The sequence below is a fragment of the Herbiconiux sp. genome (genome assembly GCF_004297105.1).
In the GTDB taxonomy this organism is placed as follows: Bacteria; Actinomycetota; Actinomycetes; order Actinomycetales; family Microbacteriaceae; genus Herbiconiux.
Genome location: NZ_SCVE01000001.1, coordinates 81,266 through 103,077, shown reverse-complemented (window position 1 = coordinate 103,077; position 21,812 = coordinate 81,266). Strand labels below are relative to the sequence as shown.

At 69.8% G+C, this 21,812-nt stretch carries 20 protein-coding genes; 16 read left to right on the top strand and 4 right to left on the bottom strand.

Annotated features, from left to right (window positions below; all coding sequences use genetic code 11):
* Genes nrdI through nrdF form a run of 3 tightly spaced genes read left to right on the top strand, consistent with a single transcriptional unit; the run spans nt 1 to nt 3,555 of the window.
* A complete protein-coding gene (nrdI, locus tag EPO52_RS00470) occupies nt 1-405 on the top strand; it encodes a class Ib ribonucleoside-diphosphate reductase assembly flavoprotein NrdI (RefSeq protein WP_290800509.1) in 405 nt (134 codons plus the stop codon).
* The gene (gene nrdE, locus EPO52_RS00465) at nt 390-2,537 is read left to right on the top strand and encodes a class 1b ribonucleoside-diphosphate reductase subunit alpha (RefSeq protein ID WP_290800507.1); all 2,148 of its coding nucleotides are present in this window, start codon (nt 390-392) and stop codon (nt 2,535-2,537) included. The genes nrdI and nrdE overlap by 16 nt, the downstream gene beginning before the upstream one ends.
* A 31-nt stretch (nt 2,538-2,568) precedes the next feature.
* Complete coding sequence (gene nrdF, locus EPO52_RS00460) at nt 2,569-3,555, top strand: class 1b ribonucleoside-diphosphate reductase subunit beta (RefSeq protein WP_290800505.1); 987 nt, start codon at nt 2,569-2,571, stop codon at nt 3,553-3,555.
* Between the two features lie 7 nt (nt 3,556-3,562).
* On the opposite strand, the gene EPO52_RS00455 is transcribed toward nrdF, so the two are convergent.
* Nucleotides 3,563-4,549 carry a D-glycerate dehydrogenase gene (locus EPO52_RS00455; RefSeq protein ID WP_290800503.1) on the bottom strand — a complete coding sequence of 329 codons (987 nt, stop codon included), beginning with the start codon at nt 4,547-4,549 and terminating at the stop codon, nt 3,563-3,565.
* 288 nt (nt 4,550-4,837) lie between these two features.
* Here EPO52_RS00455 and EPO52_RS00450 point away from each other — a divergent pair, with 288 nt between their 5' ends.
* Nucleotides 4,838-5,983 (top strand): glycerate kinase, encoded by a 1,146-nt coding sequence (locus EPO52_RS00450; protein WP_363339030.1) that lies wholly within the window; start codon nt 4,838-4,840, stop codon nt 5,981-5,983.
* A 309-nt stretch (nt 5,984-6,292) separates the two neighbouring features.
* Here the strand turns inward: EPO52_RS00450 and xylB are convergent, their stop codons facing one another.
* On the bottom strand, nt 6,293-7,747 hold the full coding sequence (xylB, locus tag EPO52_RS00445; RefSeq protein WP_290800502.1) for a xylulokinase: 1,455 nt from the start codon (nt 7,745-7,747) through the stop codon (nt 6,293-6,295).
* 118 nt (nt 7,748-7,865) lie between these two features.
* Between xylB and EPO52_RS00440 the strand changes: the two genes are divergently transcribed.
* From EPO52_RS00440 to EPO52_RS00405, 8 genes are all read left to right on the top strand, one after another.
* Complete coding sequence (locus tag EPO52_RS00440; RefSeq protein WP_290800500.1) at nt 7,866-8,435, top strand: PadR family transcriptional regulator; 570 nt, start codon at nt 7,866-7,868, stop codon at nt 8,433-8,435.
* Entirely contained in the window at nt 8,428-9,972 is a 1,545-nt protein-coding gene (locus EPO52_RS00435; RefSeq protein WP_290800498.1) for an MFS transporter, read from the top strand. Before EPO52_RS00440 ends, EPO52_RS00435 begins: the two co-directional genes overlap by 8 nt.
* Nucleotides 9,973-10,246: 274 nt before the next feature.
* Nucleotides 10,247-10,840 (top strand): hypothetical protein, encoded by a 594-nt coding sequence (locus EPO52_RS00430; RefSeq protein WP_290800496.1) that lies wholly within the window; start codon nt 10,247-10,249, stop codon nt 10,838-10,840.
* 116 nt (nt 10,841-10,956) lie between these two features.
* Entirely contained in the window at nt 10,957-12,711 is a 1,755-nt protein-coding gene (locus EPO52_RS00425; RefSeq protein WP_290800495.1) for a hypothetical protein, read from the top strand.
* 133 nt (nt 12,712-12,844) lie between these two features.
* Nucleotides 12,845-13,642, top strand: a complete 798-nt coding sequence (locus EPO52_RS00420) for a CPBP family intramembrane glutamic endopeptidase (protein ID WP_290800493.1) — start codon at nt 12,845-12,847, stop codon at nt 13,640-13,642.
* A gap of 112 nt (nt 13,643-13,754) precedes the next feature.
* On the top strand, nt 13,755-14,486 hold the full coding sequence (locus EPO52_RS00415; protein WP_290800492.1) for a phosphatase PAP2 family protein: 732 nt from the start codon (nt 13,755-13,757) through the stop codon (nt 14,484-14,486).
* Nucleotides 14,487-14,503: 17 nt separating this feature from the next.
* Nucleotides 14,504-15,649, top strand: a complete 1,146-nt coding sequence (gene menC / locus EPO52_RS00410) for an o-succinylbenzoate synthase (RefSeq protein WP_290800490.1) — start codon at nt 14,504-14,506, stop codon at nt 15,647-15,649.
* A gap of 34 nt (nt 15,650-15,683) precedes the next feature.
* Nucleotides 15,684-16,319: a GNAT family N-acetyltransferase gene (locus tag EPO52_RS00405; RefSeq protein ID WP_290800489.1), complete on the top strand. Its 636-nt coding sequence runs from the start codon at nt 15,684-15,686 to the stop codon at nt 16,317-16,319.
* 71 nt (nt 16,320-16,390) lie between these two features.
* On the opposite strand, the gene EPO52_RS00400 is transcribed toward EPO52_RS00405, so the two are convergent.
* Complete coding sequence (locus tag EPO52_RS00400; protein WP_290800488.1) at nt 16,391-17,020, bottom strand: hypothetical protein; 630 nt, start codon at nt 17,018-17,020, stop codon at nt 16,391-16,393.
* A gap of 165 nt (nt 17,021-17,185) precedes the next feature.
* Between EPO52_RS00400 and EPO52_RS00395 the strand changes: the two genes are divergently transcribed.
* From EPO52_RS00395 to EPO52_RS00380, 4 genes are all read left to right on the top strand, one after another.
* On the top strand, nt 17,186-17,557 hold the full coding sequence (locus EPO52_RS00395; RefSeq protein ID WP_290800486.1) for a hypothetical protein: 372 nt from the start codon (nt 17,186-17,188) through the stop codon (nt 17,555-17,557).
* A gap of 136 nt (nt 17,558-17,693) precedes the next feature.
* The gene (locus tag EPO52_RS00390; protein ID WP_290800484.1) at nt 17,694-20,168 is read left to right on the top strand and encodes a phosphoketolase family protein; all 2,475 of its coding nucleotides are present in this window, start codon (nt 17,694-17,696) and stop codon (nt 20,166-20,168) included.
* A 225-nt stretch (nt 20,169-20,393) separates the two neighbouring features.
* Nucleotides 20,394-20,831, top strand: a complete 438-nt coding sequence (locus EPO52_RS00385; protein ID WP_290800482.1) for a DUF3151 domain-containing protein — start codon at nt 20,394-20,396, stop codon at nt 20,829-20,831.
* Nucleotides 20,832-21,234: 403 nt separating this feature from the next.
* Nucleotides 21,235-21,507 (top strand): hypothetical protein, encoded by a 273-nt coding sequence (locus EPO52_RS00380; protein ID WP_290800480.1) that lies wholly within the window; start codon nt 21,235-21,237, stop codon nt 21,505-21,507.
* A gap of 5 nt (nt 21,508-21,512) precedes the next feature.
* Here the strand turns inward: EPO52_RS00380 and EPO52_RS00375 are convergent, their stop codons facing one another.
* Entirely contained in the window at nt 21,513-21,770 is a 258-nt protein-coding gene (locus EPO52_RS00375; protein ID WP_290800478.1) for a hypothetical protein, read from the bottom strand.
* Nucleotides 21,771-21,812: the final 42 nt, after the last annotated feature.

Sequence of the window (21,812 nt, the reverse complement as noted above, 5' to 3'; positions counted from 1 at the left end):
GTGTCGGGCGACCTCGTCTACTTCTCGAGCGTCTCGGGCAACACCCGTCGCTTCGTCGAAGGGCTGGACCGGCCCGCCTCGCGCATCCCGATCTACGCCCGTGAAGAGCGGCTGAACGTCACAGCCCCGTACGTGCTCGTCCTCCCCACCTATGGCGGGGGTGGTCTGGGCGGAGCTGTTCCCAAACAGGTGATCCAGTTCCTCAACAACGAAGAGAACCGATCCCACATCCGCGGCGTCATCGCTGCCGGCAACACCAACTTCGGCGAGGCCTACTGCCTTGCGGGCGACATCGTCGCGCGCAAATGCAAGGTCCCGCTGCTCTATCGATTCGAAGTATTCGGAACCCCGGATGACCGTGAGGCCGTCCAGATTGGATTGGACACACTGTGGAAGCAACACTGATCGACGCGCCCACCGCCGCGCCGGCGCTCGACTACCACTCGCTCAACGCGATGCTGAATCTCTACGACGAGAACGGCCTGATCCAGTTCGACAAAGACAAAGAGGCGGCGAAGCAGTACTTCCTGCAGCACGTCAACCAGAACACGGTCTTCTTCCACAACCTGCGCGAGCGCCTCGACTACCTCGTCGAGAACGAGTACTACGAGAAGGCGGTGCTCGACCAGTACTCGTTCGAGTTCATCCAGAAGCTCGACGACCTCGCCTACTCGAAGAAGTTCCGCTTCGACACCTTCCTCGGCGCGTTCAAGTACTACACGAGCTACACGCTGAAGACGTTCGACGGCAAGCGCTATCTCGAGCGCTTCGAAGACCGTGTGGTGATGACCGCCCTGGGTCTCGCCCAGGGCGACGAGAAGCTCGCCGTCAACCTCGTGGAGGAGATCATCGGCGGCCGCTTCCAGCCGGCCACCCCCACCTTCCTCAACACCGGCAAGGCGCAGCGCGGCGAGCTCGTCTCCTGCTTCCTCCTGCGCATCGAAGACAACATGGAGTCGATCGCCCGTGGCATCAACTCCGCGCTGCAGCTGTCGAAGCGCGGCGGCGGCGTGGCACTGCTGCTCTCCAACATCCGTGAGGCCGGCGCGCCGATCAAGCAGATCGAGAACCAGTCGTCGGGCATCATCCCCGTCATGAAGCTGCTCGAAGACAGCTTCAGCTACGCCAACCAGCTCGGTGCCCGTCAGGGTGCGGGCGCGGTGTACCTGTCGGCACACCACCCCGACATCATGAAGTTCCTCGACACCAAGCGCGAGAACGCGGATGAGAAGATCCGCATCAAGACGCTCTCGCTCGGCGTGGTGGTTCCCGACATCACCTTCGAGCTCGCGAAGAACGACGAGGACATGTACCTCTTCTCGCCGTATGACGTCGAGAAGGTCTACAACAAGCCCTTCGGTGACATCTCCGTGACGGAGAAGTACCGTGAGATGGTCGACGACCCGCGTATCCGCAAGACCAAGATCAAGGCCCGCGAGTTCTTCCAGACCCTCGCCGAGATCCAGTTCGAGTCGGGCTACCCGTACATCATGTACGAAGACACCGTCAACAAGGCGAACCCCATCAAGGGCCGCATCAACATGTCGAACCTGTGCTCGGAGATCCTCCAGGTCAACACGCCCACGACGTACAACGAAGACCTCTCCTACGACACCATCGGCAAAGACATCTCGTGCAACCTGGGCTCGCTGAATATCGCGCTCACCATGGACTCGCCCGACTTCGGCCGCACCGTCGAGACCGCCATCCGCGGCCTCACCTCGGTGTCGAACCAGTCGCACATCGCCTCGGTCCGCTCGATCGAAGACGGCAACGACAAGTCGCACGCCATCGGCCTGGGCCAGATGAACCTGCACGGCTACCTCGCCCGTGAGCGCGTGTTCTACGGGTCGGAGGAGGGTGTCGACTTCACGAACATCTACTTCTACACGGTGCTCTTCCACGCACTGCGGGCCTCGAACGCGATCGCGATCGAGCGCGGGGAGAAGTTCGACGGCTTCGACGACTCCACCTACGCCTCCGGTGAGTTCTTCGACAAGTACACGGATGTCGCGTGGGAGCCGGCCACGGCTCGCGTCGCCTCGCTCTTCGCCGAGTCGGACATCCACATCCCGACGCAGGCCGACTGGCTCGAGCTCAAGGCGTCGATCCAGGCGCACGGCATCTACAACCAGAACCTGCAGGCGGTGCCGCCCACCGGATCGATCTCGTACATCAACAACTCGACCTCGTCGATCCACCCGGTTGCCTCGAAGATCGAGATCCGCAAGGAAGGCAAGATCGGGCGCGTCTACTACCCGGCGCCGTTCCTCACGAACGACAACCTCGAGTACTACGACGACGCCTACGAGATCGGCGCCGAGAAGATCATCGACACCTACGCCGCGGCCACGCAGCACGTCGACCAGGGTCTCTCGCTCACGCTGTTCTTCAAGGACACGGCCACCACGCGCGACATCAACAAGGCTCAGATCTACGCGTGGCGCAAGGGCATCAAGACGATCTACTACATCCGTCTGCGTCAGCTCGCCCTCGAGGGCACCGAGGTCGACGGCTGCGTCTCGTGCATGCTGTGATCGTCGACCTGCCTAACGGAAAGAATCTCTCATGACCCCTCCTCCCTCGGAGCCGCTGAAGCTCCTCAACACGGTGCAGGCGATCAACTGGAACCGCATCCAAGACGAGAAAGACGTCGAGGTATGGAACCGGCTGGTCAACAACTTCTGGCTGCCTGAGAAGGTGCCGCTGTCGAACGACGTGCAGTCGTGGAACACGCTGACCCCGCAGGAGCAGCAGCTCACGATGCGGGTGTTCACCGGTCTCACGCTGCTCGACACCATCCAGGGAACGGTCGGCGCGGTGTCGCTCATCCCGGATGCGATCACGCCGCACGAGGAGGCCGTCTACACGAACATCGCGTTCATGGAGTCGGTGCACGCCAAGTCGTACTCGTCGATCTTCTCGACGTTGTCGAACACGAAGGACATCGACGAGGCGTTCCGCTGGTCGACCGAGAACCCGAACCTGCAGAAGAAGGCGTCGATCGTTCTCGACTACTACCACGGTGACGATCCCCTGAAGCGCAAGGTCGCCTCGACACTGCTCGAGAGCTTCCTGTTCTACTCGGGCTTCTACCTGCCGATGTACTGGTCGAGCCGGGCGAAGCTCACCAACACGGCCGACCTCATCCGCCTCATCATCCGCGACGAGGCCGTGCACGGCTATTACATCGGCTACAAGTTCCAGCGGGGGCTCGAGCTGGTCGACCAGGCCAAGCGCGACGAGATCAAGGACTACACGTTCTCGCTCATCTACGACCTCTACGAGAACGAGGCCCAGTACACGCAAGACCTCTACGACGAAGTCGGTCTCACCGAAGACGTGAAGAAGTTCTTGCACTACAACGCGAACAAGGCCCTCATGAACCTTGGCTACGAGCCGATGTTCCCGAAGTCGGTCACCGACGTGAACCCGGCCATCCTGTCGGCGCTCTCGCCGAACGCCGACGAGAATCACGACTTCTTCTCGGGGTCGGGTTCCTCCTACGTGATCGGCAAGGCCGTGAACACGGAAGACGAGGACTGGGACTTCTAGGGTCGCGCTAGCCCACCGGGTTGAGGGGTTCCTCGCCGGCGAGCACCGCGGCTGCGTTGCGCACGGCCAGGGAGCCCATGCGCTCGCGGGTCGCGCGGCCGGCGCTGCCGATGTGCGGCACCGTCACCACGTTCGGCAGATTGAGCAGGCCTGCGGACACCGCAGGCTCCCACTCGTAGACGTCGAGGCCGGCTGCGCCGATCACGCCGTCGGTGAGCGCCTCCACGAGCGCGAGCTCGTCGACGATCGGGCCGCGGGCCGTGTTGATCAGGATGGCGTTCGCCTTCATCGCGCGCAGCTCCTCGGCGCCGATGAGGTGCCGGGTCTCGGGCGTCAGGGGGCAGTGCAGGCTCACCACATCGCTCGACGCGAGCAGCTCCGGAAGCTCGACCTGCCGCACGCCCAGGGCGCCGGCCTCGGCACTCGCCGCCCGCGAACCCGTGGCGAGGATCGTCATGTCGAAAGCCGCGGCCCGGCGGGCGACCGCCATACCGATGCGGCCCAGACCCACGATGCCGAGCGTGGCGCCGGCGCTCACGTCGAGGCCCACGAAGAAGTCGGACTCCCAGGTCCACGGCGTTCCGGCACGCACGAACCGGTCTGACTCGACGATGCGCCGCGCCGTCGCGAGGAGGAGGGCGAACGCGACGTCGGCGGTGGCATTGTCGAGCACACCAGGGGTGTTCGTCACGATCACCCCGCGCTCGCGGGCCGCCGCGACATCGATGTTGTCGTAACCCACCCCGAAGTTCGCGATGACGCGCAGACCGGGGCCTGCAGCATCCATCACCTCGGCGTCGATGCGGTCGGTGACCGTGCTGATGATGCCGGATGCTCCGCTCACTCCGGCGAGCAGCTCGGAGCGGGCGTCGCCGTCGCCCTCCCCCGCCGAATCGATCTGGAGGCCGGTGCCGGCGAGCTCGGCCGCCGCACCCGGTGGGAGGGCGAACGTGACGTGTACGCGGGGCGGGGCATCGGAACCGATCGTGGGCATGGCTCCACTCTTCCGCGCGGAAGGCTCCGCGGCCAAACCGGAACAGCACGACGCGCGCGTCGGGCGGGCGCGGCGTGCGGATTGGGTGGGCGCGGCGTGCGGGTCGGGCGGGCGCGGCGTGCGGGTCGGGCGGGCGCGACGTGCGGACCGCGTGGCGTGTGGACCGCGTGGCGCGCGGCGGCGGACCGCGGTGGCGTGCGGGCGGTGTCTGCCGTCCGGCGCCAGACGTGGGGAGGCGCGCCGCTCCGGCACGTTGACAGCGTGCGGCCGGCATGAGGTGATGGTGCCATGCCCGTGCTGCGCGTCGTCATCGCTCCCGATTCCTTCAAGGGCACCGCGGATGCCGGCTCCGTGGCCCGCTCCCTCGCGGAGGGCTGGCGCGCCGAGAGGCCCCAGGACGACGTCACGTGCCTTCCCATGGCCGACGGTGGCGAGGGCACCCTCGATGCATTCGAGGAGGCCTGGCCCGGCAGCATCCGGATGCCCGTCACCGTCACCGGGCCGGACGATCACGTCTTCGAGGCCTCCTGGCTGTTGCTCCCGGGACCGGAGACGGATGCGGATGCGGATGCGGCGACCGGAGGGACCGCCGTCGTGGAGCTGGCGAGTACGAGCGGCATCACACTGCTGCATCCGCTGCGCCCCCTCGAGGCGCACTCGCTGGGCTTCGGCCAGGCCGTTCGCGCCGCGCTCGCTCACGGCGTCGACCGGCTGCTGCTCGCGATCGGCGGGAGCGCCTCCACCGATGGCGGTGCCGGCGTGCTCACGGCCCTCGGCGCACGCTTCCTGGACGCGGAGGGGCGCACCGTGCCGTTCGGCAACATCGGTCTCGGGGACATCGAGCGGGTGGAGTTCGACGCGCTGGTCGAGCTTCCGCCTGGGGGAGCGGTAGTGATGAGCGACGTCGTGAACCCCCTGCTGGGGCGGCACGGCGCCGTGACCGTCTACGGCCCGCAGAAGGGACTCGGCGAGGGGCTCCAGCGCGACGCCGAACGGCGGCTCGCGCGATTCGCCCAGCTGGTCGAGGACGACCGCGGCACCGACCCGGCCGCTCCCGGTGCGGGCGCCGCGGGAGGCGTGGGCTTCGGCCTGCTGAGTTGGGGCGCGGAACTGGTGCCGGGGTCGGCGGCGGTGGCCGGGGCTCTCGGGCTCGCCGACGTGGTCTCCGGCGCCGACCTCGTGATCACCGGGGAGGGGCGCTACGACCACCAGTCGGAGTCGGGCAAGACGGCCTCCCACGTGCGGGATGCCGCCGCCGCGGCCGGCGCCCGCACCGCACTCGTCGCCGGCGCGATCGAGGCCGAGCCGCGGGCTTTCGACGAGTGGCTGGCACTCACGGATGTGGATGTGGCCGGCTCCCGCGAGGCCGCGGCCGCCGACCCCCACCGCTGGCTCGCCGAGGCCGCCCGCCGCCTGGCGGCCGCCCGCCCCTGACGCGTCGCCCTCCTGACGCGCGGGCTACCTGGCGTGTCGCCCTCGTGGTGCGCCGCCGGTCCGACGGTTCGCCACCCCCGGGGTCCTCGCGCCCGGGCGCGTGCACCGCAAGCGCGCAGTGGGCACCGCGAGCACCACCCCACGGGCTTCACTCACCCGTCACTTTCCGCCCTTCTCGCGGTGAGGAAGGGCCAAAAGTGACGGATGGTGAGGAGGTGGAGTGGAGTGCGGCGGGTGGGCGGCCGCGCGGGGCTGGGTGGGCGGACGCCGGGCGATGGGGGCGGGCGGCGGGTGGGTGCGGGCGGGGCGCTACGGGCGGGCGGCTGCGTGGGCCGCGTACTGGGCGCGGATGACCGGCTGGTGGTCGGGAGCCGGCGACGCGGCCGTCGACACCTCCCAGGCCGGGCGCGCGCCCGTGAGGGCCCAGCCCGCCTGGGTGGCGGCACCATCCGCCACGTACTCGCCGGGCGACGGCACGGTCACCGGCACGTCGAACACCTGCGCGGCGATCGCCTGCACGGCCGGGTTCAGAGCCGCCCCGCCGATGAGCAGGATGCGCTGGGGCACGACCCCCACCCGCCGCACGGCGTCGAGGCCGTCGGCGAGACCGCAGAGCAGCCCCTCGATGGCCGCCCGGGAGAGGCCCTCGCGGGTGGTGGACGCGAGGGTCATGCCGAACAGGGTTGCCGTCGCATCCGGGAGATTGGGGGTGCGCTCGCCCTCGAAGTAGGGCTGCAGCACGAGACCGGATGCCCCCGCGGGAGCCGCCAGGGCGAGCGATCCGAGGGTCGCGTGGTCGACGCCGAGCAGTGCCGCGACGGAGTCGAGGATGCGCGCCGCGTTCAGTGTGGCGACGAGCGGCAGGAAGGCGCCGGAGGCATCCGCGAACCCGGCGACCGTGCCGGTCTCGTCGGCCGAGGGTTCGCCGGTGACCGCGAAGACGGTGCCGCTCGTGCCGATCGAGACGACGACGTCGCCCTCGACGGCTCCGAGGCCCAGCGCGGCGCCGGCGTTGTCGCCCGCCCCCGCGCCGACGACGATTCCGGCCGGGATGGGCGCGGCGGGGGTTCCGGATGCGGACACCGGGCTGAATGCCACGGTCGCGCCCGCCGACTCGGCCGGGCCCAGCACGCGCGGCAGAACGGCGTCGTGGCCGAGACTCGCCGCCAGCAGCTCGCGGTCGTACTCGCCGGTGCGCGGGTTCCAGTAGGAGGTGCCGCTCGCATCCGATCGATCGGTCACGAGCTCATCGAGCACCGGGCCGAGGGGCGACGAGTCGGCCGGTCCGTAGCCGCGCAGCCGCCAGGTGAGCCAGTCGTGAGGCAGGGCGACCGCGGCCACGCGTGCCGCCGACTCGGGCTCGGCATCGCGCAGCCAGCGCAGCTTCGTGGCGGTGAACGACGCCACCGGCACCGAGCCGGTGCGTGCGGCCATGCCGGCTGCGCCGAACTCCTCGATCAGCGCCGCAGCGGCGCCCGCGGAGCGAGTGTCGTTCCAGAGGAGGGCGGGACGGATGACCTCGCCCGCGTCATCCAGCACCACCATGCCGTGCTGCTGACCCGCGATCGCGATGGCCGCGACGTCGTCGAGGCCTCCGGCCGCCGCCAATGCCGTGAGGAGGGCGTCCCACCAGGCGGCGGGATCGACCTCGGTGCCTGCGGGGTGCGATGCACGCCCCTGGCGCACGAGGGCGCCGGTCTCGAGGTCGCGGATGACGACCTTGCAGCTCTGGGTGGATGAATCGATGCCGGCGACGAGCGTCATTGGTGTCTCCTGAGGGCGGGGCGCTGAAAAGTTCGCGTTCACAACATATTCGAGAGGGCGGGGCCGACGCAAAAGCGACTCTCTTGCAACATGCGACTACTCGTGCGAGAGTAGTCGCATGTCTCCCATGCGACTCTTCATTCTCGGCGCGCTCGACGCCCGCGGCGACATGCACGGTCACCAACTCCGGCTGCTGGCCGAGGAGGAGCGCATCCACCTCTGGGCTGACGTCTCGGTCGGCTCCCTCTACGGCGCGCTCAAGCGGCTCGCCAACGAGGGTCTCATCGAGGAGGTGAGGACCGAGCGGGAGGGGGGCTACCCCGAGCGTCAGGTCTACGCGATCACGGCGGAGGGCCGCGAGACCCTCGCCATCCAGCGTGAAGACGGCCTGACCACGGTACAGATGAAGCACGACCCGTTCGACCTGGCCATCAGCCGACTCGATCCCGACCGCCTCGACCACCTCGCCGAGGCCATCGAGAACCGCCTCGTGGTGCTCAACTCGATGCTCGCCGATCAGGAGCGACGGCTCGTCTTCGCCGCCCCCTATCTCACCATCGCGGAGACCTGGGTGATGCATCACCGGGCCGACCGCATTCGGGCCGAGATCGACTCCCACCAGAAACTCCTCGCGACGGTGCCCGACATCGTCGCCGACGAACTCACACGAAAGAATCACCATGACTGACCAGACCCTCACCCACCCGAGCGCCCCCGTGGCCTCCCGACGTGCCTGGCAGGCGCTCATCGTGCTGCTCGCGGGCATGTGCATCGCCCTGCTCGACACGACCATCGTGAACGTCGCGCTGCCGAGCATCCGTACGTCGATCGACGCCTCTGAGGCGACCCTCTCCTGGATCATCTCGGGCTACGCGCTCGCCTTCGGTCTCGCGCTGATCCCGGCGGGCAAGATCGGTGACCGCATCGGGCACAAGTGGGTGTTCTTCACCGGCATCGTGCTCTTCACACTCGCGAGCCTCGCCTGCGGTCTCTCGCAGAACGACCTCCAGCTCGTGGCCTCCCGCGTCGTGCAGGGTCTCGCCGGCGGCATGTTCGTGCCCGCCGTCACGGCCTACATCCAGTTGCTCTTCCCCCCGCAGCTGCGCGGCAAGGCCTTCGCCATCATGGGCGCCGTGATCGGCGTCTCCACGGCGCTCGGCCCGATCGTGGGCGGTCTCATCATCCAGGCCTTCGGAGCGGATGAGGGCTGGCGACTCGTGTTCGGCGTGAACCTGCCGATCGGCATCGCCACGGCCATCGCGGCCGCGATCCTGCTGCCCACGCGCCGCGAGACGGCGGCGGTGAGCGCCACGGCGCACGGCGCGGGTGCGCGGGCAGGGGCGGCCCCGGCAGGCGCGGGGGCCGCATCCGCCCCCAAGGCAGGCCTCGACTGGTTCGGCCTGGTGCTGCTCTCGGCCGCGCTGGTGGCGCTGCTCGTGCCGCTCATCCAGGGCGAAGACGAAGGATGGCCGCTCTGGACCTTCCTCACCCTGGGCGCCGGCGTGCTGCTGCTGGTCGCGTTCGGCGCCTGGGAGGTCGCCCGCTCGAAGAGAGGCCGCGACCCGCTGGTGCCCCCGCGGCTGTTCCGCCACCCCGCGTTCACCGGCGGCGTGGTGCTCGCGCTGGTGTACTTCGCGGCGTTCACGAGCATCTTCTTCACCATCTCGCTGCTCTGGCAGGCGGGCCTCGGCCACACCGCGCTCGAGTCGGGCATCGTGTCGATCCCGTTCGCGATCGCCTCGATCGTGGGGTCGGCGCTCAGCAACACCCTCTCGCGCCGACTCGGCCGCACCGTGCTCATCCTCGGCACGGCTCTCGTGACCATCGGTCTCACCTGGGTGTGGATCGTGCTGCTGCTGACGACCCCCATCGACCTCACCAACTGGATGCTCATCGCGCCGCTGTTCATCGCCGGTCTCGGCAACGGCCTCTTCATCGCACCGAACGCGCAGTTCATCGTGGCCACGGTGGAGCGCTCGGAGGCGGGGGCCGCATCCGGGGTCATCAGCACGATGCAGCGTGTGGGGAGCGCGATCGGCATCGCCGTGATCGGCAGCGTGTTCTTCGGTACCCTCGTGATCTCGGGGCCCACGCCGGGCGACGTGGCCGCCGGATTCGCGTCGAGCTCAGCCGCCGCGATGGGGGTGAGCGTGGGGTTCAGCGTGCTCGCGTTCCTGCTGGTGTTCGCTCTGCCGCGCCGCACGAACGCGCCTGGCGGGCACTGACGGTTCGCGTCAGGAGGGCCGGCCCCCACCGAACGACCTTCGGCGAACCCCTTGCGCTCGGCGCAGGGGGTTCGCTATCGTCGAACACCGCGACACACGGTCGCCGACGAGAAACGCAGAGAGGAGCGAACCATGATCCCGTCAACAGACTTCACGATCACGGCGCTTCCCCCGTTCTCACGCCCCTCGGTCTGACCTCGCGTCACACCTGAGCTGCGGCTCCGCCAGGAAGCGTCTCCCTTCGAAACGCTCATCTCTTCCTGGAGGAACCACCGTGTTCACATCATCGAGTCGCGCCCACGATGAGGCGCTCCTCACGTTCAGAAATCCCGATCCCCTGGATTGGGTCGATCCCCTCCGCTTCGGCCGCGGGCTCGCGGCGGGCACCTACCGTCGCGACTGGGTCTGGCTGGCCTTCGTCGACGACCAGCCGGTCGCCCGCGGAGTCTGGTGGGGCCCCGTCGGGTCGGTGCATCCGATCGAGTTGCACTGCCTGCTCGTCGACGCGACGCTCCCGCATCCCGAGGTGTGGGGTGCGGCGCTGATCCGCTCGGCGCACCGGGCCTTCGCCGATGCGGGCGCCATCCTGGCCCCCGACCTGGTGGTGGATGTCGCGCCGCATCGCCGTCACGAACCCGCCGTCGAGGCCGCCCTGGAGTGGCGTCGGGAGGCGGCGAAGGCCGCCGGGCTCCCGGTGGTGACCGAGCGGATGCTCGGCGCCGCTTCCGGTGCGGCCCCCGATGCCGCTGCGGGCGCCGGCATCGGCGGCGAGTCCGGTGTCGACGCCGGCCCCCGGCTGCGGGTGTCGTACTCGGCACGGGCACTCACGGCAGGCTCTGCGTCGCCGCTGGTCGGCACCGCCCGATGACGGTGCCGGCCGGCGGCGCGCCGAGTGGCCTTGCCGGTGTCGGGCGGGGTGGGGGCGCAGGTTCTCACCCCGTGGCGCGGTGGTCGGTCGTGCCGGCGGACGACTACCGTGGAGCCGTGGCAGACGAGACGGTCGAGGGCGCACCGGCGCTGCAGCCTGCGAGCCAGGAGGCCGCCTACCACCTGCGTCTGGGATCCGGATCCGTCGACGTCCCCTCCGGCCGCATCGTGGCGATGATCGGGGAGAACGGCTCCGGCGCAGACCAGCTTCTCCGCGCGGTGGCCGACCACATCGTGCGCGACGAGCAGGGCTCCCGGGTGGCGAGGCGCCGGATGAGCACCGCGCGCGACCCGGGCACCGCGCGCGATCCGGGCACCGCGAGCGACCCGGGCACCGCGCGCGGCCCCGGCCGCGGTGATCGCACCCCGCCGACCCCGACCGTCTCGGCGGGCGGCGTGCGCGCATCCGGAGCTCTCCTCGGCGACGCCCGAATCGCTGTGATCACCCGCCGCAGCGGCATCAGCCCCTCGTTCGACGTGAGCGAGAACGTCTTCCTGGGCGACATGGTGCGCCGGATGCTCGGGCCGATCCCGATCGGCATCGACTGGGCCGCCATGCGCGCCCGCACCGCCGGACTGCTCGGCCGGCTCGGCAGCACTCTCGCCCCCACGGCCGCGGGTCGTGACCTGGGGGAGTTCGACCGGCTCTTCGTGGAGCTGGCGCGCGCACTGCAGCGCGACGTGGGACTCGTGGTGATCGATGAGCCGACTGCGCTCCTCCGGGGCGAGGAGGCGGCGCGCGTCAGGCGCGCCATCGAGGTGCTTCGGGATGCGGGGATCGGGGTGCTCGTGCTCACCCAGAAGCCCCGTGAGGCGCTCGGCTACGCCGACTCGGTCGTCGTAGCGCGTGATGGCGACGTGGTGGCCGAGTATCCGCGTGCGGACTGGGCGACCCCGGGTGCCGACGCCCTGGTCGACGCCGTTCGCGCTGACGCCGTTCGCGCTGACGCGGTTCGGTGCGGGATCCTTCGCGCAATGGTCGACCGCCCGGGACAGCCATCCGCCGGCGAAGGCGATGGTGATCGCGGCGACGAGGCCGCTGTTCACGACGGCGGCGCGGTTCGTGACGAAACGGCCGCCCGCGAATTGCTCCGCATCGAGAGCTGGAGCACCCACGACGCCTTCCACCCCGAGCGCCTCAGCGTCGAGGAAGCCGATCTGACGGTGGGCGCGGGCGAAATCGTGGGGCTCGCCGGGCTGGCCCGCTCGGGCAGTGAGACGCTCCTCCTCAGCGTGTACGGCCGATCGGCCGGAACCGCCGCCACCGGAACGGTGCTCGTACGCAGCACCCAGGTCGACACCTCGACCGTCGAGAAGGCGATCGCGGCCGGGCTCTTCTTCGCCAGCACGGACGCGCCCCGCTACCGGATGCGGTTCCTCGGTGGCATCAGCGTCCCCGTCTCGGCCGGCAGGATGCCCGGGTTCGTGCGCTCGGGAATGGTGGACGTTGAAGAGGGGGCGGCCGACGGGCTCGGGAGCAAGATCCTCGGCGCCGTGCGCTCGGTGAGTCGAGAGGGGGACACGGCAGCGCGCATCCGGGGTCTCGTGCAGGCCTTCGCCACGAGCGAGCGTGACGTGCTGCTGCTCGGCGAACCGTTTCAGGGGTCGACGGCGATCGAGCGGGCCGACCTCGAGACCGACCTCGCGCGTGCCACGTCCGCGGGCAAGGGAGTGGTGATCGCCTCCGACGACCTCGAGTCGCTGCGCCGCGTCTGCGATCGCATCGTGGTGATGGCCGAAGGGCGGGTCACGGGGACGGTGCCGGCCGCCACCCCTGCCACCGAGATCGCTCCGTTGCTCGCACCGGACTGAGCGAAGCGCCGACGGGCGTGTGTCGTCGGCCGCGACCCCGCCCGCCCGCGACCCCGCTCGCCCGCGAGCCGGCTCGCCCGCGACCCCGCCCGCCCGCGACCCCGCTCGCCCGCGAGCCGGTAGCGTTGCCCTCGTGACCGAGAAGACCCCCGTCGCCCCGCGTTGGGGGCTCGTCGACGCCTTCGCCGGCGGCGTGCTCTTCCTGCTGCTCTCCTCCGTGGCGCAACTGATCGCCCGCACACCAGAGGTCGCCCTGCAGCCCGGCCTCTCCTACGCCATCAACCAGGTGCTCGGCGGCTGGCTGCCGTTCGTCGTGGTGGTGCTCGTGGCCTCGTACCTGCGCGGCCGGCGGAGTCTCTCGGCCGACTTCGGGCTGCGGTTCCGGCTGCTCGACATCGCGATCGGCGTGCTCTGCGGCATCCTGTTGCGATTCGTCGCCCTGGGCCTCGCCGAACTCGTTCGGCTCGTCGCGGGGGCTCCGGCCACCCCGTTCACGGGCGGCGTGGGGAGCGACCCGGTGTGGTTCGTGCTCACCGCGGTGGTGGCGGCATCCCTCATCACACCCGTGGTCGAGGAGCTCTACTTCCGGGGTCTGCTGCTGCGTTCGATCCGCAATGCGGTCCTCGGGCAGCACGACGACGGTGCGGTAGCCGCCCGCCTGGAGGTACCGGAGGGGCGCCGGAGGCTGGCGTCCGTCGTCGCAGTCGCCGGATCCGCCCTTCTCTTCATGCTCTTCCACCTCGACGGGGTGCCCGAGTCACCGGCTGCGGTCTCGCGGCTGATCACCCTGTTCGTCTTCGGGCTGGTGCTCGGCTCTCTCGCCCTGCTCACCCGGCGGCTCGGGCCCTCGATCCTCACCCACGTGGTGTTCAACCTGTCGGTGGCCGTGCTCGACATCGCGGCGGGGGCATCCGGCCCGGCGCTCGGGTGACCCGACGGGGAGTCGATCCGGCAGAGGATCCAGCGCGGGGGCTGAGCCGGCGCGGGGCTGATCCGGCCCCGGGCTGATCCGGCTCGGGACCGATCGCGGTAGGGTCGCGAAGATGGACCCCGAGCAGCCGACCCCCGAGATCCCCCCACTCAGCCAACCGCTGCCCTCGAGCGCTCCCGCCCCCTATAAGGTGGCGCGTCGGTGGCCGATCGTCTCGGGCATCGTGGCCCTGGTGTTCGTTCTGCTCATCGGCGCGGTGGTGGTGTTCCGTGAGAACGGCCTCCCGTTCTTCTTCGACACCGAGTGGATGAACGAGATCATCGAGCACCGCAACCCGGCGTGGGAGGTTCCCTCGCTCATCATGAACTCCCTGGGCGGCGGGGTCATCGCGGTGTTCGTGGTGCCGCTCGTCTCGATCGCTCTGCTCCTGGTGTTCCGGAGGCCGTGGGCAGCGCTCTACTTCACCATCGCCATCATCGTGAGTGCGGGGCTGGTGCAGATCCTGAAGACGGTCGTCGGCCGGCCCCGGCCGGAGGACATCCTCGTCACCGCCGACTTCGGCTCCTTTCCCTCGGGTCACTCGGCGAACGCCGCCACCCTCGCGGTGACCCTCGGCATCATCTTCGTGCGGGTGTGGATCTGGGTGGCCGGATCCGCCTACACCGTGCTCATGATGGCCAGCCGCACCTACCTCGGGGCCCACTGGCTGAGCGACACCGTGGGCGGCCTGCTCCTCGGCGCCGGCGTCGCCGTGCTGCTCTGGGCGCCGTTCGCCGCTCGGCTCTACCGCGAGCGGGAGGCCGTGCACCGACCGATCTGGATGCATTCCGCCGGAGCATCCTGAACCGGTAACGTCGACCCATGAGAACCGGACTCCTGGGTGGGATCGACGCCGTCGAGATCGAGGCGGTCGAGCTGCATCGCATCGGCATGCCGCTCGTGCGGCCCTTCGAGACGAGCTTCGGCCGGCAGACCGCGCGCGAGGTGCTACTCGTGCACGTGCTCACCACCGAGGGCGACGGCTGGGGCGAGTGCGTGGCGATGGCCGACCCGGTGTACTCGAGCGAGTACGTCGGCGGTGCGGCAGCCGTCATCCGTGACTACCTCGCGCCCGCCCTGCTCACGGCGCGCACGCTGCGGGCATCGGATGTCGCCGGAGTGCTCGAGTTCGCCGTGGGCCACCGGATGGCGAAGGCCGCCCTGGAGGTGGCGGTGCTCGACGCGCAGACGCGCGCATCCGGCGTGAGCTTCGGCGAGTACTTCGGAGCCGTTCGGCCCGAGGTCGACTGCGGGGTGTCGGTGGGCATCGCCCCGTCGATCGACGCGCTCCTCGAGGAGGTCGCGGGCTACCGCGACGAGGGCTACCGGCGCATCAAGCTCAAGATCAAACCCGGCTGGGACGTGGAGCCCGTGGCCGCGGTGCGGTCGATGCTGGGGTCGGATGCCCTGCTGCAGGTCGACGCGAACACCGCCTACACGATCGCCGACATCGATCACCTCCGGCAACTCGACGAGTTCGGCCTGCTGCTGATCGAGCAGCCCTTCGTGGAGGAGGACATCGCCGCGCACGTGCGGCTGGCCCACGCCATCGACACCCCGGTGTGCCTCGACGAGTCGATCACGAACACCACGGTGGCCATCGACGCCATCGAACGCGACGCGACGTCGATCATCAACATCAAGCCTGGTCGGGTGGGCGGCTACCTCGAGGCGATCCGCATCCACGACGCCTGCCGAGAGCGCGACGTGCCGGTCTGGTGCGGCGGGATGCTCGAGACGGGCCTCGGCCGTGCGGCGAACGTGGCGCTCGCCGCGCTGCCCGGCTTCACGCTGCCGGGCGACACATCGGCATCGAACCGGTACTTTGCCGACGACCTCACGGAATCGTTCGTGCTCGTCGACGGCCGCCTGGCCGTGCCGGCGGGGCCGGGTTCGGGCGTGACCGTGCGCACCGAGCTGGTCGACGACTGGCAGGTGCGCCCGCCGGAGTGGGTCGGCCGCGCGTGACGGTGGGCGAACGCACCACGACCGCCGTCGGGCCGTGGCGACCCGTCGCGGGCGTGCCTGCGGAGCAGCACTGCGCGGTCAGTCGGGTGCCGGCGCCATGGGGGTGACGATCCGGGCGTTCGATCCCGACCGTGCCGGCGACACCGCCGCCGTGCTCGACATCTGCGTGCGCACGGGGGATGCCGGTCGTGACGCGACGGGGCTGCATCCGGATGCCCGTGCCCTCACCGACCGCTACGCCGCTCCCTACCTGGCGCTCGAGCCCGAGTGGGCGTTCGTGGCCGAGGCCGACGGCGAGGTGGTGGGCTACCTCGTGGGAACGCCGGACACGCCGGCGTTCGCAGAGCGATTCGCGGGGTGGCCGAGCTCGCTCACCGCAGCGGAGCGGGCCGCCCACGTCGCTGCGCTCGGCAGCGCGATCGCCGCCGACGAGACGCAGGCCTATCCCGCGCACCTCCACATCGACCTGCTGCCCGCCGCGCAAGGCCGTGGTGCGGGACGGATGCTCGTCGAGACCTTCGCCGCGAATCTGGCCGTTGCCGGGGTGCCCGGCATCCACCTCGTGGTCGATCCGGCGAACGCCGGCGCGCAGGCCTTCTACCCGCGCGTCGGCTTCGAGCGCCGCCGCAGCGTCCCCGACGGCGTGCTCTTCGTGCGGTCGTGCGGGTAACTCCACATTTCAGCGATACCGAGGGCGTATAAGGCACCGGTGCCTCTGAAATGCGTCACTTCCCGGTGTGATCAGGAGATGACGAGGCTCGCCGGCGACATGAGGGCTATCAGCAGCAGCGCCAGTAGCGCGATCGCCCCGGCCACCGCGAGTCCGCCCACCCACGGCCAGCGCTCGAACCAGTAGAGCAAGTCGGGCATCTCGGTGCGCAGCCGCGCGGCGGTGACCGGATCCGGCCGGTGCTGGACCGGCACGTCGAAGGCGTGCGTGACGGCGTCGATGTCGTCGTTCGACCAGAACTCGCCGCGCATCCGGAGCAGGAGCTCGCCCGTGGAGTCGAGCAGGAAGAGCTGCCGGTTCGTGTCGGTGCTCGCTCCGCGATAGACGTCGACCACCAGCGCCGTGGCGATGCGCTTGGCCGGGATGCGGTTGTTGTGGATGAAGTAGCCGCGTTCGATCAGCCCGTCGTGGGTGATGCGCACGCTCACTCCGCGCAGCAGGGCGGCTCCGGCCGCGTAGAGCGCCACCACGAACAACATCGCGATCACGACGCGCGGCCAGGTGCCACGGGGAATGGCGAACCAGAACATGGCCGTGAAGACAGGCAGGATGAGAGCAGCGGCAACGAGCCGCGTCTGACTGAAGATCTGGGCCCGGGGGCGCACGTCGATGCCGGTGTCGGAGCTCGGTCGGATGGCCATCGGCTCTCACCTCGTCGAGGGTGCCGTCGCACCCGTTCTGTCGTCTGCTTCGAGGATACGGGCGGCAATCGTGCGGAACTAGAGGCCATCCGGGGGACAGGGCTCCGGATGCTCCCAGCCGGCGTTCAGACGGCAGGATCAGCGATTTCGCATTAGGGTGCAGCCATGCCCGAAGACACGACGCCCGCGCCGACCCGGCCCTGGTACTGGCCGGCGGCCTGGATGCGCGAGGAGAAGTTCTGGCGCGACATCGGCACCCGTGTGCTCGCCGGCGTGATCACAGCGGCGATCATCTATGGGGGAGCGCTCCTGCTCGGGTATCTGCACAGTCCCGAGATCGGGGCCGGGCTGCTTCTCGCGCTCGGCATCGCGGGCGGTGGCCTCCTGATCGCTGTCGCGGCCGGGCTGATCGCGGGGTTGCCGGCACGGGTGCGGACGGGGCGTCCGTTCGCCGCGCGGATCATCGTGGCTGCGGCGCTCGTGGTGGCGGCGGTGTCGCTCGTGGTGGCGATCGTCGCCGATCTCCTGCGCGGCTGACTCCGCCCGGCGGCACCTGACTCCGCCCGAACCCCGGGCTCGCGGCGGTCGGACGCCGGCCGGAGGCCGGAGCTGTTCACCGGTTCTGTGCCTTTGGGCCCTGTGCACGGTCGATCCTCGTGCCTACGCTGAGGTCATGACCTCAGACGCTCCCGTTCCGCTCGACCGAGTCGACGCGTGGTGGCGCGCGGCGAACTATCTCTCCGTCGGACAGATCTACCTGCTCGACAACCCACTGCTCGAGCGGCCACTCTCCCGCGACGACATCAAGCCCCGGCTGCTCGGCCACTGGGGCACCACCCCCGCCCTCAACCTCGTGTGGGCGCACCTCAACAAGGTGATCGTGGAACGGTCGTCGAACGTGATCTACCTCGCCGGCCCGGGGCACGGCGGCCCCGGCGTGGTGGCGAACGCCTGGCTCGACGGCACCTACTCCGAGTTGTTCCCCAAGGTGCCCTTCAACGGCGAGGGGATGCAGCGACTGTTCCGGCAGTTCTCGTTCCCGGGCGGCATCCCGTCGCACGCGGCGCCCGAGACACCGGGGTCGATCAATGAGGGCGGCGAGCTCGGCTACTCGCTGGTGCACGCCTACGGCGCCGTTCTCGACAACCCGTCGCTCGTGGCCGCGTGTGTCGTGGGCGACGGCGAGGCCGAGACCGCCACCCTCGCCACGAGCTGGCACCTCAACAAGTTCCTCGATCCCGCCACGGATGGCGCGGTGCTGCCGATCCTCAACCTCAACGGCTACAAGATCGCGAACCCCACGATCCTCGCCCGCATCCCCGAAGACGAGCTGCGGTCGCTCTTCGTGGGCTACGGCTACTCGCCGCGGTTCGTCACGGGCGGCTTCGACGGCGAGGATCCGGCAGCGGTACACGAGCGGTTCGCCGCCGTGCTCGCGGAGTGCTTCGACGACATCACCGCGATCCAGGATGCGGCCCGCACGAGCGCGGAGAACGGCGGCCCCGCCGGCGAGGGCGTGCGCCCGGCCTGGCCCATGATCGTGCTGAAGACCCCGAAGGGCTGGACCGGCCCGAAGGTGGTCGACGGCCTCCCGGTCGAGAACACCTGGCGCGCGCACCAGGTGCCGCTCTCCGGTGTGCGCGACAACCCCGAGCACCTCGCCCAGCTCGAGGAGTGGTTGAAGAGCTATCGCGCACACGAGCTGTTCGACGCATCCGGAATCCCCGTCGAATCCCTCGGCGTCGACCGCCCCGAAGGCGACCTGCGGATGAGCGCCAACCCGCACGCCAACGGCGGCCTGCTGCGCCGCGACCTCTCCCTGCCCCCGCTCGCCGCCCACGCGGTCGAGGTCGCCGACGATGCCGGGCCCGAGGGCCGGGGAACCGTTGTCGAGCCCACCCGCGTTCTCGGACGATGGCTCCGCGACATCATCCGCGCGAACCCCGACGATTTCCGCATCTTCGGGCCCGACGAGGTGGCGTCGAACCGTCTCGACGACGTCTACGACGTCACGGCGAAGGCGTGGCAGGGGGAGCTGCTCGACACCGATGAGCACCTCGCGCACGAGGGGCGCGTGATCGAGATGCTGAGTGAGAACGCGATGCAGGGCCTGCTCGAGGGCTACCTGCTCACGGGGCGGCACGGCCTCTTCACCTCGTACGAGGCATTCATCCACGTGGTCGACTCAATGTTCAACCAGTACGCGAAGTGGCTCGAGTCGAGCGCGAAGGTGGAGTGGCGGCGACCGGTCTCGTCGTTCACCTATCTGCTCTCGTCGCACGTCTGGCGGCAGGATCACAACGGCTTCTCGCACCAGGATCCCGGCTTCCTCGACCACGTGGTGAACAAGCAGGCCAGCGTGGTGCGGGTGTACCTGCCACCGGATGCCAACACCCTCCTCGTCACCGCCGAGCACTGCTTCAACACCCGCGACTACGTGAACGTGATCGTGGCGGGCAAGCAGCCCACGGCCTCGCTGCTCTCGCTCGAGGAGGCGCGCACGCACGGCGCCCGCGGGGCGAGCGTCTGGGAATGGGCGGGCACCGAGCGGCCCGGCGAGGAGCCGGACGTGGTCGTCGCCGCGGCCGGCGACGTTCCCACCGTGGAGGCCATGGCGGCCGTTCAGATCCTGCGCTCCGAGATCCCGGATCTCGCGGTGCGGTTCGTGAACGTCGTCGACCTGATGCGCCTGCAGGACTCCACCGAGCATCCGCACGGTCTCGAGAGCGAGGCCTTCGACGCGCTCTTCACCAAGGACAAGCCCGTGGTGTTCGCGTTCCACGGGTATCCGTCGCTCATCCACCGGCTGACCTACCGGCGCACGAACCACGCGAACATCCACGTGCGCGGCTTCAAGGAGCAGGGCACCACCACGACGCCCTTCGACATGCTGATGCTCAACGATCTCGACCGGTTCCGGCTCGTGATGGACGTCATCCGGCGGGTGCCGCGCCTGTCGACCGCGTATGCCGGTCTCTCGCAGCGCATGGACGACGAACGGGCCGCCCACCGCGCCTACACGCGCGAGCACGGGGAGGATGCGCCGGATGTCGTGGGCAGCGCGGGGCTGCCGTTCGCCGGTCGTGAGGCCGGTGCGGCGGCGTCATCCGAGGCATCCGACACCGGCGACGACAACGCCGCACGCTGAACGTCTGCTGGAATCTGCGACCGCCCCTGGACATCGGGAGCCAACGGGTGTGTGATGGGACTCCACCGTCGGAAGGAGTCGATATGAATGGCATCACTGCATCGGGTTCGATGAAGAAGGTGCGCGCTTAGGCGACGCATTTCCAGCTCGACTTTCGAACCGCCCCCGTCCTTCGACGGGGGCGGTTCTGTGCGTCGGGGAGCGTTCGCGTCGTACGATCGAGGTATGAGCTCAGCCAATCTCCTCGGCCTTCCTGAAACCCTCCTGCCCGCAGAGGAGGGGGTGGCCGACGCGCTCGCCGGAGCCATCGGCTACGACGTCGACGAGGTTCTGGAAGCCACCGTGAAGCAGTTCCCCACCTCGTCGCTGGCCTGGGCCACACTTGCCGACCGGGCCTGGTCGCGGGTGGAGGTCGTGCCCTCCTACGCCTATGCGCGTGTCGGCTACCACCGTGGCCTCGACGCTCTGCGGCGGGCCGGCTGGAAGGGCCAGGGCCCCGTGCCGTGGTCGCACGAGCCCAACCGCGGGGTGCTGCTCTCGCTCTTCATGCTGCGCCGGGCCGCCGAGGCCTTCGGCGAAGAGGCCGAGGTGACGCGGCTCACCGAGTTCCTCGAGGGTGCCGATCCCGAGGCGATCGCGCGCATCGAGGCCGGCGAGCGCTGATGATCGCGGGTATCGGCGCGGGTAGCGGCGCGGGTATCGGTCCGGTCGTCGGCGCGGGCGGAATCGGCTGAGCGGATGCGGCACCGTACGGATCCCGGCGAGGATGCCCTGAACCCCCGCCCGTCCCGCCCCGCGCGCTCCTCTCGCCTTGCCGGCATCGTGGTGCTGACGGGTCTGCTCGCGGTCGCCGCGGCGGGCTGCACCTCGGTCGAGCCCGCTCCGGCGGAGTCCGGCGCGGCGTCGGCGGGTGCCTCCGCGTCGGATGCCACCTCCGCTCCGGATGCGGCATCCGATTCTTCGGGTGAAGCCGAGGCCGAGGCTCCGCCGCTCGGGGGAGTGGTGCCCGAATCGACGCCGAGCGTGCCGGCGTACACCGCGGATCAGCTCCGCACCACGATCACGAGTGTCGGGTTACGGGTGTGCCACCTGGACGCCGGCGACCCTCGACCAGGGCGTGGGCGGCCGCTGCGAGGAGTCGATGATCAGCGCTCTGGTCTTCCCCGACCAGGACTCGCTCGAGGCCGCTGTGCAGCGCTCGACGACATCGGCGACGCCGAAGCCGTTCCTGGTGGGAACGCGGTGGGTGATGACCGTCGATCACCCCGACGGATCGGGCTCCGAACTGGTCGCGATGCAGGATGTCATCGGCGGCGACCTGGTGGGCCCGAACCTCTAGCGCGGCTACGCCAGGTCGATGACGAACGCCTCGCCGGGGTCCGGCATGTTGTGCTCGAAGAGGGCGTACTCGACTCCGACGGTGCTCTCCTTCAGCTTCGTGGAGTCGGTCTTCCACACGTCGTAGAGCCCGGCGCTGTTGCGGTGTGCGAGAAGCTCCCGCGCCTTGCCGTCGTCGTCGGCGGTGATCGTGATCTCGCCGGGGCCCACGCCCGAGGGCTCGTCGGCCAGCAGGTGGGCCGTGTAGTGCACGTCATCGCTCATGGCCAGACTCTACGTCTGCCCACGCCCGCCGCCAAGGGGCGG

Coding starts and splice junctions, on each gene's coding strand:
- EPO52_RS00435 (WP_290800498.1), top strand. CDS start 8,428: ATGACTGACCAGACCCTCACCCACCCGAGCGCCCCCGTGGCCTCCCGA.
- EPO52_RS00375 (WP_290800478.1), bottom strand. CDS start 21,770: ATGAGCGATGACGTGCACTACACGGCCCACCTGCTGGCCGACGAGCCC.
- menC (WP_290800490.1), top strand. CDS start 14,504: ATGAGAACCGGACTCCTGGGTGGGATCGACGCCGTCGAGATCGAGGCG.
- xylB (WP_290800502.1), bottom strand. CDS start 7,747: ATGACGCTCGTCGCCGGCATCGATTCATCCACCCAGAGCTGCAAGGTC.
- EPO52_RS00415 (WP_290800492.1), top strand. CDS start 13,755: ATGGACCCCGAGCAGCCGACCCCCGAGATCCCCCCACTCAGCCAACCG.
- EPO52_RS00455 (WP_290800503.1), bottom strand. CDS start 4,549: ATGCCCACGATCGGTTCCGATGCCCCGCCCCGCGTACACGTCACGTTC.
- EPO52_RS00400 (WP_290800488.1), bottom strand. CDS start 17,020: ATGGCCATCCGACCGAGCTCCGACACCGGCATCGACGTGCGCCCCCGG.
- EPO52_RS00385 (WP_290800482.1), top strand. CDS start 20,394: ATGAGCTCAGCCAATCTCCTCGGCCTTCCTGAAACCCTCCTGCCCGCA.
- EPO52_RS00450 (WP_363339030.1), top strand. CDS start 4,838: ATGCCCGTGCTGCGCGTCGTCATCGCTCCCGATTCCTTCAAGGGCACC.
- EPO52_RS00395 (WP_290800486.1), top strand. CDS start 17,186: ATGCCCGAAGACACGACGCCCGCGCCGACCCGGCCCTGGTACTGGCCG.
- EPO52_RS00390 (WP_290800484.1), top strand. CDS start 17,694: ATGACCTCAGACGCTCCCGTTCCGCTCGACCGAGTCGACGCGTGGTGG.
- nrdF (WP_290800505.1), top strand. CDS start 2,569: ATGACCCCTCCTCCCTCGGAGCCGCTGAAGCTCCTCAACACGGTGCAG.
- EPO52_RS00440 (WP_290800500.1), top strand. CDS start 7,866: ATGTCTCCCATGCGACTCTTCATTCTCGGCGCGCTCGACGCCCGCGGC.